Source organism: Ravibacter arvi, from assembly GCF_039540405.1.
GTDB lineage: Bacteria > Bacteroidota > Bacteroidia > Cytophagales > Spirosomataceae > Ravibacter > Ravibacter arvi.
The window spans coordinates 222,563-237,946 of record NZ_BAABEY010000033.1 but is presented as its reverse complement, the minus strand read 5'-3'; the positions used below and the strand labels follow the sequence as shown (position 1 = coordinate 237,946).

11 protein-coding genes are annotated in these 15,384 nt (G+C 52.5%); 2 read left to right on the top strand and 9 right to left on the bottom strand.

Annotated features, from left to right (window positions below):
* Positions 1–186: 186 nt before the first annotated feature.
* The 9 genes from ABD852_RS19545 to ABD852_RS19505 form a co-directional block, all read right to left on the bottom strand.
* Positions 187–333 (bottom strand): hypothetical protein, encoded by a 147-nt coding sequence (locus ABD852_RS19545; RefSeq protein WP_345031989.1) that lies wholly within the window; start codon positions 331–333, stop codon positions 187–189.
* Between the two features lie 270 nt (positions 334–603).
* Positions 604–1,419 carry an HpcH/HpaI aldolase family protein gene (locus ABD852_RS19540; RefSeq protein WP_345031987.1) on the bottom strand — a complete coding sequence of 272 codons (816 nt, stop codon included), beginning with the start codon at positions 1,417–1,419 and terminating at the stop codon, positions 604–606.
* Positions 1,409–3,841 (bottom strand): sodium:solute symporter family transporter, encoded by a 2,433-nt coding sequence (locus ABD852_RS19535; protein WP_345031986.1) that lies wholly within the window; start codon positions 3,839–3,841, stop codon positions 1,409–1,411. The genes ABD852_RS19540 and ABD852_RS19535 overlap by 11 nt, the downstream gene beginning before the upstream one ends.
* The gene (locus tag ABD852_RS19530) at positions 3,838–5,640 is read right to left on the bottom strand and encodes an FAD-dependent oxidoreductase (RefSeq protein WP_345031985.1); all 1,803 of its coding nucleotides are present in this window, start codon (positions 5,638–5,640) and stop codon (positions 3,838–3,840) included. Before ABD852_RS19530 ends, ABD852_RS19535 begins: the two co-directional genes overlap by 4 nt.
* A 73-nt stretch (positions 5,641–5,713) precedes the next feature.
* The gene (locus ABD852_RS19525) at positions 5,714–7,174 is read right to left on the bottom strand and encodes a RagB/SusD family nutrient uptake outer membrane protein (protein WP_345031984.1); all 1,461 of its coding nucleotides are present in this window, start codon (positions 7,172–7,174) and stop codon (positions 5,714–5,716) included.
* A 306-nt stretch (positions 7,175–7,480) separates the two neighbouring features.
* The gene (locus ABD852_RS19520) at positions 7,481–10,582 is read right to left on the bottom strand and encodes a SusC/RagA family TonB-linked outer membrane protein (protein ID WP_345031983.1); all 3,102 of its coding nucleotides are present in this window, start codon (positions 10,580–10,582) and stop codon (positions 7,481–7,483) included.
* 69 nt (positions 10,583–10,651) lie between these two features.
* Complete coding sequence (locus ABD852_RS19515) at positions 10,652–11,422, bottom strand: alpha/beta hydrolase family protein (RefSeq protein ID WP_345031982.1); 771 nt, start codon at positions 11,420–11,422, stop codon at positions 10,652–10,654.
* 2 nt (positions 11,423–11,424) lie between these two features.
* On the bottom strand, positions 11,425–12,594 hold the full coding sequence (locus ABD852_RS19510) for a hypothetical protein (RefSeq protein ID WP_345031981.1): 1,170 nt from the start codon (positions 12,592–12,594) through the stop codon (positions 11,425–11,427).
* 185 nt (positions 12,595–12,779) lie between these two features.
* On the bottom strand, positions 12,780–13,790 hold the full coding sequence (locus tag ABD852_RS19505) for a GntR family transcriptional regulator (protein WP_345031979.1): 1,011 nt from the start codon (positions 13,788–13,790) through the stop codon (positions 12,780–12,782).
* Positions 13,791–14,191: 401 nt separating this feature from the next.
* Here ABD852_RS19505 and ABD852_RS19500 point away from each other — a divergent pair, with 401 nt between their 5' ends.
* Together ABD852_RS19500 and ABD852_RS19495 are read left to right on the top strand one after the other, a co-directional pair.
* Positions 14,192–14,767, top strand: a complete 576-nt coding sequence (locus ABD852_RS19500; protein ID WP_345031978.1) for a YdeI/OmpD-associated family protein — start codon at positions 14,192–14,194, stop codon at positions 14,765–14,767.
* 174 nt (positions 14,768–14,941) lie between these two features.
* Entirely contained in the window at positions 14,942–15,295 is a 354-nt protein-coding gene (locus ABD852_RS19495; protein WP_345031977.1) for a VOC family protein, read from the top strand.
* Positions 15,296–15,384: the final 89 nt, after the last annotated feature.

The window sequence follows — 15,384 nt, the reverse complement described above, 5'->3', positions numbered from 1 at the left end:
CATCCGGCAGATGCGCTACCATTGACAACAACAGGTTTGGCGCCGCTCCCACCGGACGGTCATCCCGACCGCAGCGGAGGGATCTCCCGCTCCCAGTACCCAATCCCTTTCAGAGGACTTTTTATAGCAACAGGAGATCCTTCAGTTCCACTGCGTTCCATTCAGGATGACCATCCGGCTGATACGCTACCATTGACAACAACAGGTTTGGCGCCGCTCCAACCGGAGGGTCATCCCGACCGCAGCGGAGGGATCTCCCGCTCCCTGCACCAAATCCATTTCAGAGGGCTTTTTTATAGCAACAGGAGATCCTTCAGTTCCACTGCGTTCCATTCAGGATGACCATCCGGCAGATGCGTTACCATTGACAACAACAGATTTGGCGCCGCACCAACCGGAGGGTCATCCCGACCGCAGTGGAGGGATCTCCCGCTCCCTGCACCCAATCCCTTTCAGAGGACTTTTTATAGCAACAGGAGATCCTTCAGTTCCACTGCGTTCCATTCAGGATGACCGTCCGCCAGATGCTCTCCGTTCCGCTGCGGCGACCTGTCGGCCCAGTCATCTAATGTGGGTACAAAGAATGCAGCAGACCCCGGGCCTTTACAGCCCAAGCCCCGTATTTCGTGAGCTATCGTCATTAAATGTAAACCCGAGCGGCTTGAATTCCTCCTTCAGCTTCATCAAAGCCAGCCGCAACAGCGTGACATCTCCCGCCCTGGTGACCAGCATCGCCCCCATATCCAGCAGCTTTTGGGCGTGCTCCGGGGAAAAAGCCGGGGTTCCCCACCACTTCCCGGCAGCTTTTGCCGCGTCTGCCACCTGTCTTACAGCATCGTAGTATTTGGGGTTTTCGAAGTCCCCGGGAAATCCCGCCTGCACGCTGTAGTCGCCAGGTCCGAAGAAAAGCATATCGACCCCGTCAACTACTGCAATGGCTTCCGCGTTTTCCAGCCCGACCGGGTCTTCTACCTGCACCAGGATAAAGGTCTCGCGGTTGGCTTTTCCAAGGTAATCCGTCAGCGGGATCATCCCGTAAGGCATGTCGGCGCCGGAGCCGTCGAGACCGCGTATACCCATAGGCGGGAATTTCAGGTTCTGAACCAGCTCGGCCGCCTCCTCCGCAGTCGCACACCTGGGATAGATAATGCCGTTGGCGCCGGCTTCCAGCAGCCTGGCCGCTCTTAGAAACTCTCCCTTCGCCGGCCTCGCCAGGATATCGGCGCCGCCAACCCGCGCGGCGCGCATCAGGTTGGCAGCAGTTTCGACGCTGTGGGCATGGTGCTCAAGGTCCATCCAGAGCAAATCAAAGCCCAGGAGGCCGGCCATTTCGTATACCGAAGGATCGTTAAAATGCAGGGTGGTGCCTAACACCGGCTTCCCTGCCCGCCACTTGGCGAGTGTCCTGCTATTCCGCATTATTTTTTGAGTTGATAAATCTTGTTTCTATAAAACTGACCAGGGTTCCGGTGACGGCGCCAACCAGCAGCGAAACCGGCAATATCCAGAACACCGTTATACCGAAAACTCCGTAAAACGCTACTGCACAGGCTGCTATTACAGAAATCACCCCGCCTAGTATGGCGCCCGCCGATGTTGAGAACGGGACGAACAAAGCCATGAAAAACAGCACAAACAACGGCCCGACAAAGAGATTGACCACTTTGGTAACCACGTCAAAAAGGTTGCCTTCTACATTGCCGATGAATATGCTCAGCACCATCACGAAGCCGCCGGTAAAGTAGGACAGCAACTTGACCTGCTTCAGAAGGCCCTCGCGGGTTGATACGGATTTCCTGAACCGTTGCACGATATCTTCGGAAATTACGGATGACACCGAATTGACCCCGGAAGAAAGGCTCGACATGGCCGCAGCCAGAAGACCGGCGATAACCAGCCCCGACAGGCCGACCGGCAGCCCCACCAGGATAAACCTCGGAAACAACGTATCTGCCTGATCCTGAAGTGTTTTCCCGTCTGCAAGCAAATGCGGGTTACGAGTAAAGAAAGCGAACACCGCCAGTCCCACCAACCCCAGCAGGCATTTGGCGAGCAGGTTGGTATACAACGATACGCCGAGCGATTTTCTCGCAGCTTTGATATCTTTTGTGGCCAGGTAGCGTTGGATGGCCATCTGGTCTGAGCCGGTCGTACATACGTACCATACAAACAGCATCAGCATGGCGTTGCCGACGGTAGATCTTTCCCGGGCATCAAAGCCATAGCGGGGCGGCTCCCAGGAGACAGGCCAACTATCAGGGAGCCAGGAGGTAAAGGAACCGAAATGATAGCAGACCAGCAGGACGCTGATAAGCGCCCCACCCAGGAATATTACCGATTGAAGCACATCTGTGACGACCACTGCCTTAAGTCCCCCCATTGCCGTATATACAATCGTAATCAGCATCAGGACGATGCCGATGGGCAAAGCATAGGCTTTATCGAAAGGAACCACAGAAAACAAAGCTATTTCTACTGTCACATAAATAATAGTCGCCATCCACAAGAAGCGGAGCGAGAGAAACATAAAGGTCGCCATCATCCGGGCAGGCAATCCGAATTTCCGCTCGAGTATTTCATAGGCGCTGGTGACGTTCATTTTCATAATCCGTGGAATGAGCCACCACCCTACAGCAAAGTAGACAAAAGGCAAGGCAAACATTCCGGCAAATATTGCCGGGCCATTCTTAATCATCTCACCGGGGTAAGACAGGTAGCTGAGCGTACTGAGCAAAGTGGCAAACAATGAAATGCCGACCGCTACGGGGTTCATTTTACGCCCGCCCAGGAGATAATCTTCACGGGTTTTGTTCCGCCGGGAGTAAAACCAGCCTATCCACAGCATCAAAAGACCGTAAACCGCTATTACCACCCAGTCAGGCAATGACAATGACGGTACTATTCGACGGTCGATCCTGAGCAGCGCATAAGCTGCGCCTGCGCGGATATCTGCCTCCTCCGCCGGAGTGAACCTGTTGTCTGAGGTACCTTTGAGAAAGCCGGTAAGCAGTGGTATATCGCTCGATGCTCCCCTGACCGCCAGGGCGTGTTCCACTTCAAAGCATACCGACTTGCTCCCGCCGGACGCCAGTCTTACAAGTTCATCGTAAACCAACCGATTGCGGCTCAGGCTATCAACGGGAAGATGGTGTATTGCAGCACTCAACAAATACGCTCTGACTTCAGAACTGTCGGGTTCGGACAGTGCGAGGTTACTGATTGCCTGCGTTTCCGCATAGCTCGACGGGCCAAGGTGGCGCAGGGCATAGGCCGCAACCTTTCTCTCGCGCGGGGCCCGGCTACCTGGCATGATCAGCCGCATCAGCTCCGTCCTTGCCGTTGCTGCGGTTTTCGGCGAGGCATATGCGCCCGCCCATTCCGCAAACAGTTTGACAACCGGGTCCTTTTCCTCAGCAACAGGGGTAAACGGGTGTTTCAGTTTGGCGAGCGACTCCGCCGCCTGGGCACGGTCAATTGATCGTCGGTCCTTATAAACGCCGTGAATACGGTCAATCCATTGGTTGCGTTCGGCAGATAATGCAGGTACCTGCGCGAGCACCCGCCAGATGCCTACCCGGTAAGACGGTTCTTTTCCATGTATTTTTTCCTCCCGGAGAAAAACTTCTTTTATCTGATCAAAGTATTGAAGCTCCATCAGGTATTCAGCAGCGTGTACCTTTTCCCATCGCAGCGTGTCGGTCAGCACCCGTTTAAGCTCGCTAACCGCTTCTGTACGCAGCGCTTCCGAAAAATGGCTGTTTTCCCGGGTCTCGTCTCTGCTGCATGCGACAAAAAACAGGTTCAGGAATGCCAGCAGCAGGGTAGTTCTCATATTGCTCATAACAACTCCTGCCTCTCGGTCAGCGCTTCTTTCGGCGCTACCGGGGGTACGCCTTTTCTTAACAGATCCTTCAGCTCGTCCAGGTATTTTTCAAAAACTTCGCGGGGCGACGCATCTTGCTTTACACAGACCGATGCCGCCATCCCCACTACTTCGCCCATCATCCCGGTGGTTTTCATGACCCTTACGGTACCCAACGCCACATGCGTCACGCTGATGTTCCGGCCGGCCATCATCAGATTGTCGATATTCCTGGAATAAAAGCACCGGTACGGAATTGCGTAAGGTTCTATTTTAGTTTTTACGCATCGTGCCCGGAACGGTTCATCGGTAAAATCCGGAATGATTTTCGGGTGATGGAGATCTATTGACCAGGTGGTAGTCACTGCTGCATCGGGGAAAACGGTGCTGTTATCGATGTCCTGTTGCTGGAGGATAACGTCGCCCATTAAGCGCCGGGATTCCCTCTTTCCTGCTATATAGGCCACCCATTCAAGCCGCCGATTCCGGAAATCTTCCTGCAGCTGGCTTTTGTTTTTAAGGAAAGACCAGTTGCCGAACACCGCCCGCAGGCCGTAATCACGGATGTATTCAAATTCCCTAATCTGGTCCCTGCCTAAGCCGGTTTCCCAATCCCAATCGCCCTTCCTGGCTTTCTGGCTTGTTTTATGGTCAAATTGCAGCGCCCAACTCGTTTCAGGGAAAGTAAAGCTTTGTCCTTCTTCCTCCACTGAATACCACATGACCGAGCTTCCCATCGTCATCTGGTCGGCTTCCTCGGGTGCGATCGACTCCCCGGTTTCGGCCCGGGATTCGCGCCCTACCCGGAAATCGGCGCCGGCCAGGAATCCCAGGTTGGCATCGCCGGTACAGTCCACGAACAGCGGAGCTTCAAAATACAATCGCTGCCCGGTCCTGATATGCCGGGTTCCGATTCCTTTGATACGGTTGCCTTCCATGAGCGTTTCTGTTACGTGGGTGTTTAAAAACAGGGATACACCTTCTTCATTTTGAACCAGGTCCAGCTTCAGGTAGTCCTTGTATTCCGCTGCGGGGCGGGCATTCTGGCCTTGCTGCGGATCCAGTTCATTAACGAGGTTCCCGATTTGCGGGTAAGGCGGCAGGTTCACTTTCCCTCCCAACTGTACCCTTACCTCCGAGCTGTTATTGCCGCCCACAAGGGGCCGGTTATGAACAAGCGCCACACTGAGGCCTTGTCGCGCAGCCGATACCGCCGTGCAAATACCAGCGATACCACCTCCGGCCACCACGAGGTCAAAACGCCCTGCGGCTAGCGGCTCTCCATCTGTTCCGCTCAATTGCCTGCGCAGCAGGTCCAGCTCGGGGCCTCCGTCGGGAAGCGCCGGTGCCTCATCGGTGGCAAAGATGATGGCGTCGCACCTTCCGTTAAAGCCTGTCAGGTCGTGCAGCGCAATTTCAGCGGGCCCTTCGGGCAGGCTTACTACGCCGCCGTATTGCCAGTGCCAGTCTGCCTTGCCCGTACCGAAGACGGTTTCAAGAAGATTACCATTAATGCGAAGCTGAAAACGCCCGGGATAGTCCTCAATGGCTGCCTGCGCCCTCTGTTCATCGCTTTTCCAGGGTCCCGACCAGTCGCGCGTACGCACCCAGACATGGTATGCCGCCGGCCTGTCAAACCGTACTTTGGTAACCGCATCTGCCACTGGGATTCCCAGTCCGTGTGCCATCAGGAACGGCGACCCCATCTGGTCCATGAATTGCTGGTCTACGACCCAGCCGCCTAAATTATCAAAATTCTCTGCTTCTACTAAAATCATTTTTTGTTCTTTTAAAGTAGTCCCGGCAGGAAAATGAGCCGGGACCGATGTGATTGTTGCGTGACTTGCCGGACTACTCATAACCCGGGTTCTGTATAAGTTTGGAGTTGATATCAATGGCCGACTGGGGAATGGGGTAATAGTACCTGTCCCTGGACTGCATGGCGGCTTCCAGTCCGTAGCCCTTAAGAAAGGCCGTCATCACTTCCAGGGCCCTGTCGGTGCGGACGAGATCAAACCACCTTTGGTTTTCGAAACAGAATTCCCATCTCCTTTCGCTTTCCATCCAAAGCCGGTACGCTTGCTGGCTGCTTACCTCCACTGCTGTTTTAGGCTTGAGACCCGCGCGGTGCCTGATGCGATTGAGGATACTGAAAGCTTCACCATTCCCGTCGTATCCGATTTCATTGAGGCTTTCGGCGTAGAGCATCAGCACGTCATCATAGCGGAGCGCTATCCAGTTAATGTCCCAGTCGTTGGCAGCTGCCACCGGTCCGTCGAGGTACTTACGGCTGAACGGCATCGTCTTGATAATTTCTCCGGAGGTATGCGTCCATTGAGATGTAATAGCCGCATCTTTTCTCAGGTCGCCTGGTTCGAAGCTTTCGAGCAGCCCGGCTGATAAGAACAGCTGGTAAGGACTCCCTCCAAACGGCACTTCGGTTCTTGAAATGAAATTGGGTGCGTTTCGCGTGGGAAACGAATTGCCTTCGCCTTCCGCACCCGATTTGAAGGCCAGAGAAAAGACGGATTGCCTTCCCCATTCGTTCTGGTGCCTGAAAATGGCTGCGTAACTCTCGAAAAATTCAAACTGCCCAGAATCGATCACTTCTTTCAGAAAGCCGGCAGCTTCATTCCAGCGGTTTTTGTTCAGGGGGTACCCGCTCTGGTACACCAGGACTTTCCCCAGGAAACCTTTTGCGGCCCACCTGGTAGCCCGTCCGCGGTTGGCATTGTCGTATGAAGCCGGGAGCAGCTGCGCCGCATCCGCAAGATCTTTCTCGATCTGCTGGTAGACCTCATCCACGCTGTTCCTTGACACGGCGTAGCCTTCGGCGATAGTGAGCGATGTTGTCACCACCGGGACACCGCCCCAGAACCGGACCATGTCGAAGTACAGCAGGGCGCGGATAAACTTCGCCTCTCCTTCATACTGACGGGCCAGGTCTTCGGACAACGAAACGTTGGGAAGCTCTTCCAGCACCTTGTTACAACGCTGAATCTTGTTATAAGAATTGCTCCATGCCGTATAGAGAACGGGCAGGAACGAGGTTTCGGAAAAGCGGGTGATATTACCGTCGTTATAATCGAGACTTTGAAAGGTATTGTCACTGCGCGATTCGGTCAGCATATAGGAATACTGTTGCGAGACCAACGCATTCCGGAGGCCGTTGTAGCAACCCATAATCGCCTGGTTCAGTTGCGTGGGAGTCCGGTAAAAGCCCTCCACGCTTCGCTGTGAAACCGGCACCAGGTCGAGCGTGTCACAGCCCGAAAGCTGGATCAGTAGTAAAGCAAATAATATCCGTTTCATCTGTATAAGAGTTATGAGCGGTGAGCTATGAGGGGTGAGCTATGAGGGGTGAGCTAAATCGGAAATCGGAAATCGGCGGCTCAGTAAAGCCTGAATATAAAGGCCCGATAATTCTGTACGGATTCATTTCTGATTTCTGATTTCCGACTTCCATTTGATTTCATCTGTATAAAAAGGTTTGAGCCGCAGCGGCGGACCGCTGTGAGCTATGAGGGGTGAGCTATTTATTCATCAGCCGTTGGTGTGCTGCTTACAGCTAATACCTCAAAGCTCATGCCTATTCATGCATTCGCGGCTGGTTTTCGGTTAGAATTTAACACTCAGGCCAAAAGTCCAGGTAGTTGCCAGGGGGTAGCTTGTACCGCTGTCAATATTGGGTGTGAGGCTAGAATTGGCATGGTTGCCGGTTTGCGGATTGCCGTGATAATGGTCGTACATGAATACGTTATCCACACTGGAATAAAGACGTATCCCGTTCAGCCAGTTTACCTTCCCGAGAAAAGCCGGGGGGATATTGTACCCCAGCGTGATATTGCGGACGGCCCAGTAAGAACCGTCAAACAGCCAGAAGCTGGATGCGGTGGTCATGTTGTCGGTGACCGCCGCGCGGGGTACCATTCCGTTCCCCGGATTTTCTGGCGAGCGCCAGCGGTTGCGCCACATGCCCCATACGTTTTGGCGGGACTGCATATTGGACCTGCTGGCGATGTTGAGGATGTTCACGCCCTGCTGGCCGTCCATAAATACCGAAAGGTCGAATCCCTTGTAAGAAAAAGTGTTCCTGAATCCCCAGAAATAATCCGGGAATGCATCGCCCACGATATGAATGTCGTCCTGGTTGATCACCCCGTCGCGGTTGTAGTCCTTGTACTTGATGTCGCCCACATTCTGCCTGAGGTAGTGAGGATGTGCGTCCAGCTCTTCCTGGTTCATGAATACCCCCTCCTGCTCCAGCATATAGTAGCTGCCTATTGGCTTGCCTATCTGCGTGATGGTAACCCTGTAGCCTTCGCTTGTACCGTATACAGGGCTCCCGTCCGGCCCGAGCTGCAGCACTTTGTTCCGGTTTGCCGAGATGTTGAAACTGGAAGTCCATTTGAAAGCCTTGTCGATATTCAGGGAAGTGAGCTCAAGCTCTACCCCACGGTTCCGGACTTTCCCGATGTTCTGGAGTGCGGTCGTGTAACCGGTTACTTCCGGTATCTGTACATCCAGGAGGAGATCCCTGGTGTCGGCAATGTAATAGTCAAACCCTACCTGGAGGCGGTTCCTGAAAATACCGAGATCAAGTCCTACATCGGTTGTCGTAGTTTTCTCCCATCCCAGCATCGTATTGCTGAAAGACGAAGGACCGTAACCGGGTATTTTCTGCTGACCGGTACCGATGATGTAGTTGGCTGCCCCGAGCGTTCCGATGGAGGCAAAATTGCCGATGTTGTTGTTGCCGGCCAGCCCATAGCTGGCGCGCAGCTTCAATTCGGACAGCCAGCTGACGTCTTTCATAAAGGGTTCTTCCAGGATGCGCCACCCCGCCGAAGCGGAAGGGAACCATCCCCACCGGTTGTCTCTCCCGAAGCGTGAGCTCCCGTCGCGCCGGACAGTGGCCGCAAGCATATATTTGTCTTTGAAAGAGAAGTTGGCGCGCCCGAAAAAGGACATCAGGTTCCAGAGTGTTTTGTCGGAGCTGCCCGAATTGAGCACCGTACCGGCATTGAGGGTACGGACTTCATCGTCGGCAAAACCGCTCTTGGCCAACGACCAGTTCCCCGATTTGGCTTCCTGGTAGGAAAACCCGCCGAGCAGGTCAAGATCCCAGGAGGATTTTGCCAGCTTGTAAGACAGCAGGTGCTCCGTGAGGTAACTTTCAAATACAGAATTGGTGGCCGTAGCCTGGGCGCCGTTGTTGCGGTTGATGTTGTTGGGGATGAAGTAAAGCGTTTCATCCGATCGCTGCTCCGTCCCGAAAGAAGACCGCAGTTTGAGGCCCTTTGCCAGGAACACGTCTGCATAGGCGTTTACCAGGAATTGCCTGGATTTAATTTCATTGGTATACTCGTTAAGCATCGCCAGCGGGTTGATCAGCGCCGAAAGCACGTAGGGATAATAGCCCCCGCTCTCGGTCTGCTGGGTGACTCCGACCACCGGGGGCATAATGTGCGAGCGGCTGACAGGCCCCCCGTTCCAGTCGGTCTGCGGGTCGTTCCGGATGGAAGTACCGGCCGAAAGGTTAATGCCTACGTTGATGACCTTCGATAGTTTCGATTCCACATTGGTCCGGAAATTCATCCTTTTGAAATCGGATCCGATGATAATTCCGTTCTGGTTAAAGTAATTGCCGGACAGGTAATATTTGAATTTGTCGTTCGATGCGGAAGCAGAAAGCTGGTAATTTGAAACAGAAGCGGTACGGTCCACGATATCCTGCCAGTCGTTATCGGGCAGCGACCCCGGGTTGGTCAGCCAGACCGGGTCTATCCAGTAATTAGAGTTGGTCCTGGCCGAATTGGGATCCGACGGTTTTCCGCCCTGCAGCATCCAGGTGTTGTTTCTTTCTTCAATGGCGTATTCGATCCACTCGTCGCGGTTAAGCACATCGTAGCGACTGAAACGCGTCTGCACGCCCCGCGATATGTCGAGCTGAATGGCCGGTTTACCTTCTTTTCCCGCTTTAGTGGTAATCAACACAACACCGTTGGCGCCTCTTGAGCCGTAGATGGCTGCGGAAGCCGCATCTTTCAGGACTTCTATGGATTCTATATCCTGGGTATTGATATTGTTAAGATCGCCTGAAATAGGAAAACCGTCTACCACATACAGCGGCGTATTGGAAAAATTGACGGAGCTGGTACCTCTGACCTTCACCGCCAGCGACTTTCCGGGTGCGCCGCTGGTCTGCTGGACCTGCACGCCGGCGAGTTTTCCCATCAGGGCCTGATCGAGGCGGCCTACCGGGCGTTCTTCCAGGTCGGTGCTCTTTATCCTGGCGATTGCTCCCGTAACCCGCGTACTTTTCTGCGACCCGTAGCCGATCACGACCACCTGTTCGAGTGATTGTACGTCGGTTTCCAGGCTCACGTCGATGATACTTTGCCGGTTGACCTGGATTTCCTGCTGGCGGAAGCCGATGAAAGAAAACACCAGGACCGGGTCATTGCCGGAAACCTCGATCCGGTAGTGGCCTGACACCTCGGTTACGGTACCGGTTGTGGTCCCTTTCAAGATAACGTTTACGCCCGGTAACCCCTCGCCATTCCCGGCGGATATTACCCTGCCGGATATCTGCCGCCTTTCTCCGACCTGTGCCAGGCAGGCAGTCAGACTGCACAAACAGATAACGACACCGATCACAAATGCCTGCGACCGGCTTTTGCCTCCCTTCACAGGAAGTATTTCTACTGGTTTCATCATATTTGAGAAATTGGGTTTAATAATTGGTTTAACCTAAAACAGACCAGTACAGTACAGATAAAATAAAAATCAGGGCGCGTTGAGAAAATCCAATATCAGATCGTCGTCATAAAGGTTGAAGTTTTGCGTGCTGTGACCTCCGTCAACCACCTTAAGGGATACTTTTCCGCCGAGGGCATTTACCTCGTCCCTGAGTCGCTCAGAGTGCTTGTTCAACGGAACGGCCTTATCCGCCTTGCCGTGGAAAACCAGGTACGGAATTTTGACAAAGGCGCCGGGGTAACCGGCAGGATTGATCGAATTGAACGCTTCCGGCGACGACCATGCTTCCCGTGCGCTTTTCAGGTTTTGGTAACTGTCGGCCAGATCATAGACAGGAAAGGTTCCCAGTGCCTTACCAACCAACCCGGGATGAAACCTGATGATACGCCCCAGCATAACACCACCGGCCGAACTGGCCCAGAGGGTCCACTTTTCTTCCACCCCGTACGCTTTTTTTACGAAGCGGACCAGGTCGAGGATTGCCTGCATACCGGCGTCGGTTCCCCAGGTGTCGCTCCCGTTGGAGATCGACACAAACAAATAGCCCGCTTGCAAGGCAAGATCCCTTTGGCGGACATAAAACGGTACACTTTGCCCGGAACCAGGGGCATAACTTTCAGCTGATCTCCCGCTTCCGTGAAGTGCCAGCAGCACCGGGACCGGCCTGTGGCGCAATTCCCCTTTCCAGGCGATGTACACCTGGCGGCCGTTCAGCATTTCGAAACGCCCGGTGACTCCCTGTGCGCCGGCGGAAACCACCTCAAACAGCATGAGACAGAAGACGAAATACCTGCCCATATTTATTTTACTTCCTCCCAGAGGAACGCAAAACGGATAATATCAGGCGCATCAGCCGTTCCCAGCGAACGGTAAGTGACCGTATTGAACCAGGTTTCCTCACCAACTGTCTGCCAGTAGGGCGCGGCGTAATAACCGTCTTTAACCGGAAGCAACCCATCTGCATTGTCCAGCAGCGACACGTTTTTTATCGTCAGCGTTGCGGGATCGATACGGATCAGCCCCAACCTGCTGTTTTCCATACCTTTGGAATGCGAGGGCTGCCCGGTCAGGTTGGGCCAGATCCTGCCCAGCACGTACACCTGTCCATCTCTCAGGAAAATACGGGGCCACCCGATGTAATTGCTCAGCGCCTTATCGCTCCCCGTAAGGTCGGCAACTTTCAGCAGGTTAAACCGGGAATCGAACCGGGCAATTCGCGTACTTTGTCCCGGGTACCCTCTGCAGACAACCAGAAAGTCATTTCCCGCCCTTACAAAGCTGCTTTCGTTAATAGGGCCACCGCCCAGCGCCGCCGTTATATCTTTTACAAACTTCCAGGTAGCCGCTCCGTCGTCGGAGCGCAGTACCGCCACCGACCAGGTGCTTCCCGGACGGTAGCCGAAAGACATAGCGAGCATATAGACGGTTTTCCCCTCGACTATGAAGTCGAACGGGTAGCCATATTCGATCCCGCCTATCTCGGGCAGCTTTTTCCAGGCTTGCGCGCTCCTGCCGTCCTTCTCCAGGACAGAAAAGTGCATGCCTTCGCGGTAATTTTTGTTATCCTGGCCCTGGTTTTGCATATCGGTATACAGGCGGACGGTCCCGTCGGCGGTTTTCACCGGCACGGTCAGCTGGAATTTTTTAGCGGGAATGCTCCCTAGCCTGAAATGATCGGTTACGCGGTTGGTTACCGTATTCAATACCAGCGCATCACAATCAGCTTCCCGGTCCGAGCCATGGGAGGTGCCACGCTTGAAAGTAACCAGCACCTGCTCGTCGCTCAGTCTCAGCAAGGCGGGAAAGGCAAGATAGTTCTTCCCTTCCAGGCTTTTGTGATCCATCAGCATTTGAGCAGTAACGGTTTCAGGAATAGTAAAAAGGCTTTTTTCCTGCGCGGGCAATTCCGGGGTTATCCCGGTAAGGAAAATCAGGTAAAGAACAACACCCGAAAAACGGTTACAACTCATGGGTCAGGTAAAGTTAGGGTCAAACTAAAAATAGAACAGACCAAACCAGAAATGGGGTAAACTGCCGCTACGCATCCGACAGTGCTCATATTATCACACAAGATCTGATTTTTATGCCATTCGATACAAATATATTGACAATATCGACCAAACCAATACAAACCAGTACAGATTATTGAAAAAAATTACAACGACGACCGGATGATCAGTTTGCTGGGACTCTTGATCTTGGCAATCCTGTTTTCATTGATCAGGGCGGCGGCGGCCTCCCCCATCCGCGTAAAATCAGCACTGATCACCGTAATGCCGCCTTCCAGCACTTCTTTCATGTAGAGGTCATTGTACGAAATCAAGCCCACGTCCTTCCCCAGTTGCAGCCTGCGCCTGTGAACCTCCTTTATGATATTAACGTCGTCTATATCGTAGCGGTTGAGCGTGATATAGACATCGCCGGGAGAAAAATTGTCTTCGCTCACTTTGGAGATGATAGCGCTGGCCTGCCCGAATTCGGCGCAGTATTTCTCGAACCCTTCCCTGACCAGGTGGCCGTAGTAGATATTCTCGGGCAATACCAGCACCAGGCGCCGGTATTTTTCAATTCGGTCACGTACTTCGCGGAGCGCAGAATACAGGTCGCCGGCAAAATCCTGGTAGACCGACGAATAATTGCCGGTCAGCCCTTCCTGGTTATAGTCGAGGATGATCCGCCTGTCGGGCGGAATCTGGTTGAGCACCCCGGTTACGTCTTCCTTCAGGATCGGTATGATCACGAAATGCGTATAGTTGTGCAGGTTTTCAAGGATAAGCCTTTCAAAAATACGGTAGTTGTGATTGTGGAAGTACACATCTATATCCGCACGGTCTTTCAGCTGGTTGAAAAAAGCCTGGTAGAGCTCTTCCTTAAAAACCGTAATCTTGTCCATAAGGAAAAAAACACGGTGATCATGGTCCACACTGCTTTTCCTGACAAAGTACCCCTTCCGGTATACCGCCTCTATTATACCTTTCTCACTTAAGTGGTTCAAGCCCATCAGTACCGTGCTCTTGCTCATGCCGTAAGACAACGATAACTGGTTCACCGAAGGAAGCTGATCTCCGATATTGAGCTCCCCGCTTTTGATCTGCGTGATAATTGACTCGGCGAGCTGCAGATATTTCATCCTGGCTTTGTCCTGAATAGTATACTCCTGGTTCACTGACGGCAACGATTGTATGAGACCTGAATTTCGAACAAAAGTATAAATAATTTTCGGCAGACAAGACAAACCAGACTAGACCAATGACAATTATTCCGGCTGCTTCGACAAACCTCTCCCCCTCGGGTCGAAAGATCGCCCGATGCGCGTTTACGATTCCGCCGGCTACGCCGCCAGCCAGGACCGTTATTGCGTAATACCAAACCCATCACCGTTCAATATACATTAATCGAATATAGCAAAACGCCGGAGGAGGTTTTACTTGCGATGGAAAAATAGGGGTATCAGCACCGGCAGAAAATTGTGTCGGGAGTTTTTGCCCCCTGACATAAGGCTGTCACCTGGCAGGCGTAAGTTTGCATCTAATCATTCTTATATAAGAATAAAAATGACGAACCGGAATGCTTAACAAGGAAGTAGATACATATTCCCCTCAAAATCAGAAAGATTGGAGGCAATGGCTAAAAAAGAACCACCGGTCCAAACAATCCGTTTGGGTTGTTTATTACACAAAAAGGTCTAAGATCCCATCCATAAGCTGGAGTGAAGCCGTTGACGAAGCGCTGTGCTTTGGTTGGATTGACAGCACAAAAAAAAGGATTGACGATTCTTCGTTTATGCAGCTTTTTAGCAAACGTAAACTTAAGAGCAACTGGTCAAAAATCAACAAAGAAAAAATCAAAAAGCTCATTGACAGTAAAAGGATGGCAAAAGCAGGTTTCGAAAGCATTGAAATCGCAAAACAAAACGGTTCCTGGACAATTTTAGACGAAGTAGAAGAGCTGATACTCCCGAACGATTTAGAAGAAGCGCTCGAAAAGTATAAGGGCTCAAAGGACTATTTCCTGAGTTTGAGTAAATCGACAAGAAAACTAATGTTAGGCCGGATTGCCCTTGCCAAACGACCGGAAACCCGGCAAAAGCGCGTTCAGGAAGTTGTAGAAAATGCGAGGCAAAAATCACTACAAATTAATTAGTCTATTTATTGTTGTCTGCGTTGGTAGTACCATCAAGCCGGTTCACAGCTTCCCGGTGACTATACTACTATACTTAGGCCATCCGTGCCGGTGCTCACCCTCCTTTTCACAATTGTATTAGTAAATCGCTTTCGCTATTATTAATCCAAATCTTAGCTGCTAAATTTTTATCTTATGGAAAACCCACAAAAACTCAAACACGAGCAGATCCAGTACATTGAATTCCTTACAGCAGATACCGAAAGGATCAAAAACTTTTATACTACGGCCTTTAATTGGGTGTTTACCGATTACGGCCCAAACTATACGGCCTTTTCGGGCGAGTATGTAGACGGAGGCTTCACTACCGGAAAGCCGGTCAAAGGAAGTATCCTCGTAGTACTCTATTCCGATGATCTGGAAAATACCCGGGAAAAGGTTTTGGCAGCAGGCGGTGTGTTAGCGCAGGACATATTCAGCTTCCCGGGCGGCAGGCGCTTTCAGTTCGTGGATCCTGACGGCAACGAGCTGGCCGTTTGGTCAGCGTAATTTTATGGCAGGACCGCCTTGGTGGGGATGTTTTTTGACATCCCCGCGCCCCTATCCGGCGTTGATAGTTGAATAAAAACCGCAAAAAG

Coding starts and splice junctions, on each gene's coding strand:
- ABD852_RS19545 (WP_345031989.1), bottom strand. CDS start 333: ATGGAACGCAGTGGAACTGAAGGATCTCCTGTTGCTATAAAAAAGCCC.
- ABD852_RS19540 (WP_345031987.1), bottom strand. CDS start 1,419: ATGCGGAATAGCAGGACACTCGCCAAGTGGCGGGCAGGGAAGCCGGTG.
- ABD852_RS19535 (WP_345031986.1), bottom strand. CDS start 3,841: ATGAGCAATATGAGAACTACCCTGCTGCTGGCATTCCTGAACCTGTTT.
- ABD852_RS19530 (WP_345031985.1), bottom strand. CDS start 5,640: ATGATTTTAGTAGAAGCAGAGAATTTTGATAATTTAGGCGGCTGGGTC.
- ABD852_RS19525 (WP_345031984.1), bottom strand. CDS start 7,174: ATGAAACGGATATTATTTGCTTTACTACTGATCCAGCTTTCGGGCTGT.
- ABD852_RS19520 (WP_345031983.1), bottom strand. CDS start 10,582: ATGATGAAACCAGTAGAAATACTTCCTGTGAAGGGAGGCAAAAGCCGG.
- ABD852_RS19515 (WP_345031982.1), bottom strand. CDS start 11,422: ATGGGCAGGTATTTCGTCTTCTGTCTCATGCTGTTTGAGGTGGTTTCC.
- ABD852_RS19510 (WP_345031981.1), bottom strand. CDS start 12,594: ATGAGTTGTAACCGTTTTTCGGGTGTTGTTCTTTACCTGATTTTCCTT.
- ABD852_RS19500 (WP_345031978.1), top strand. CDS start 14,192: ATGCTTAACAAGGAAGTAGATACATATTCCCCTCAAAATCAGAAAGAT.
- ABD852_RS19495 (WP_345031977.1), top strand. CDS start 14,942: ATGGAAAACCCACAAAAACTCAAACACGAGCAGATCCAGTACATTGAA.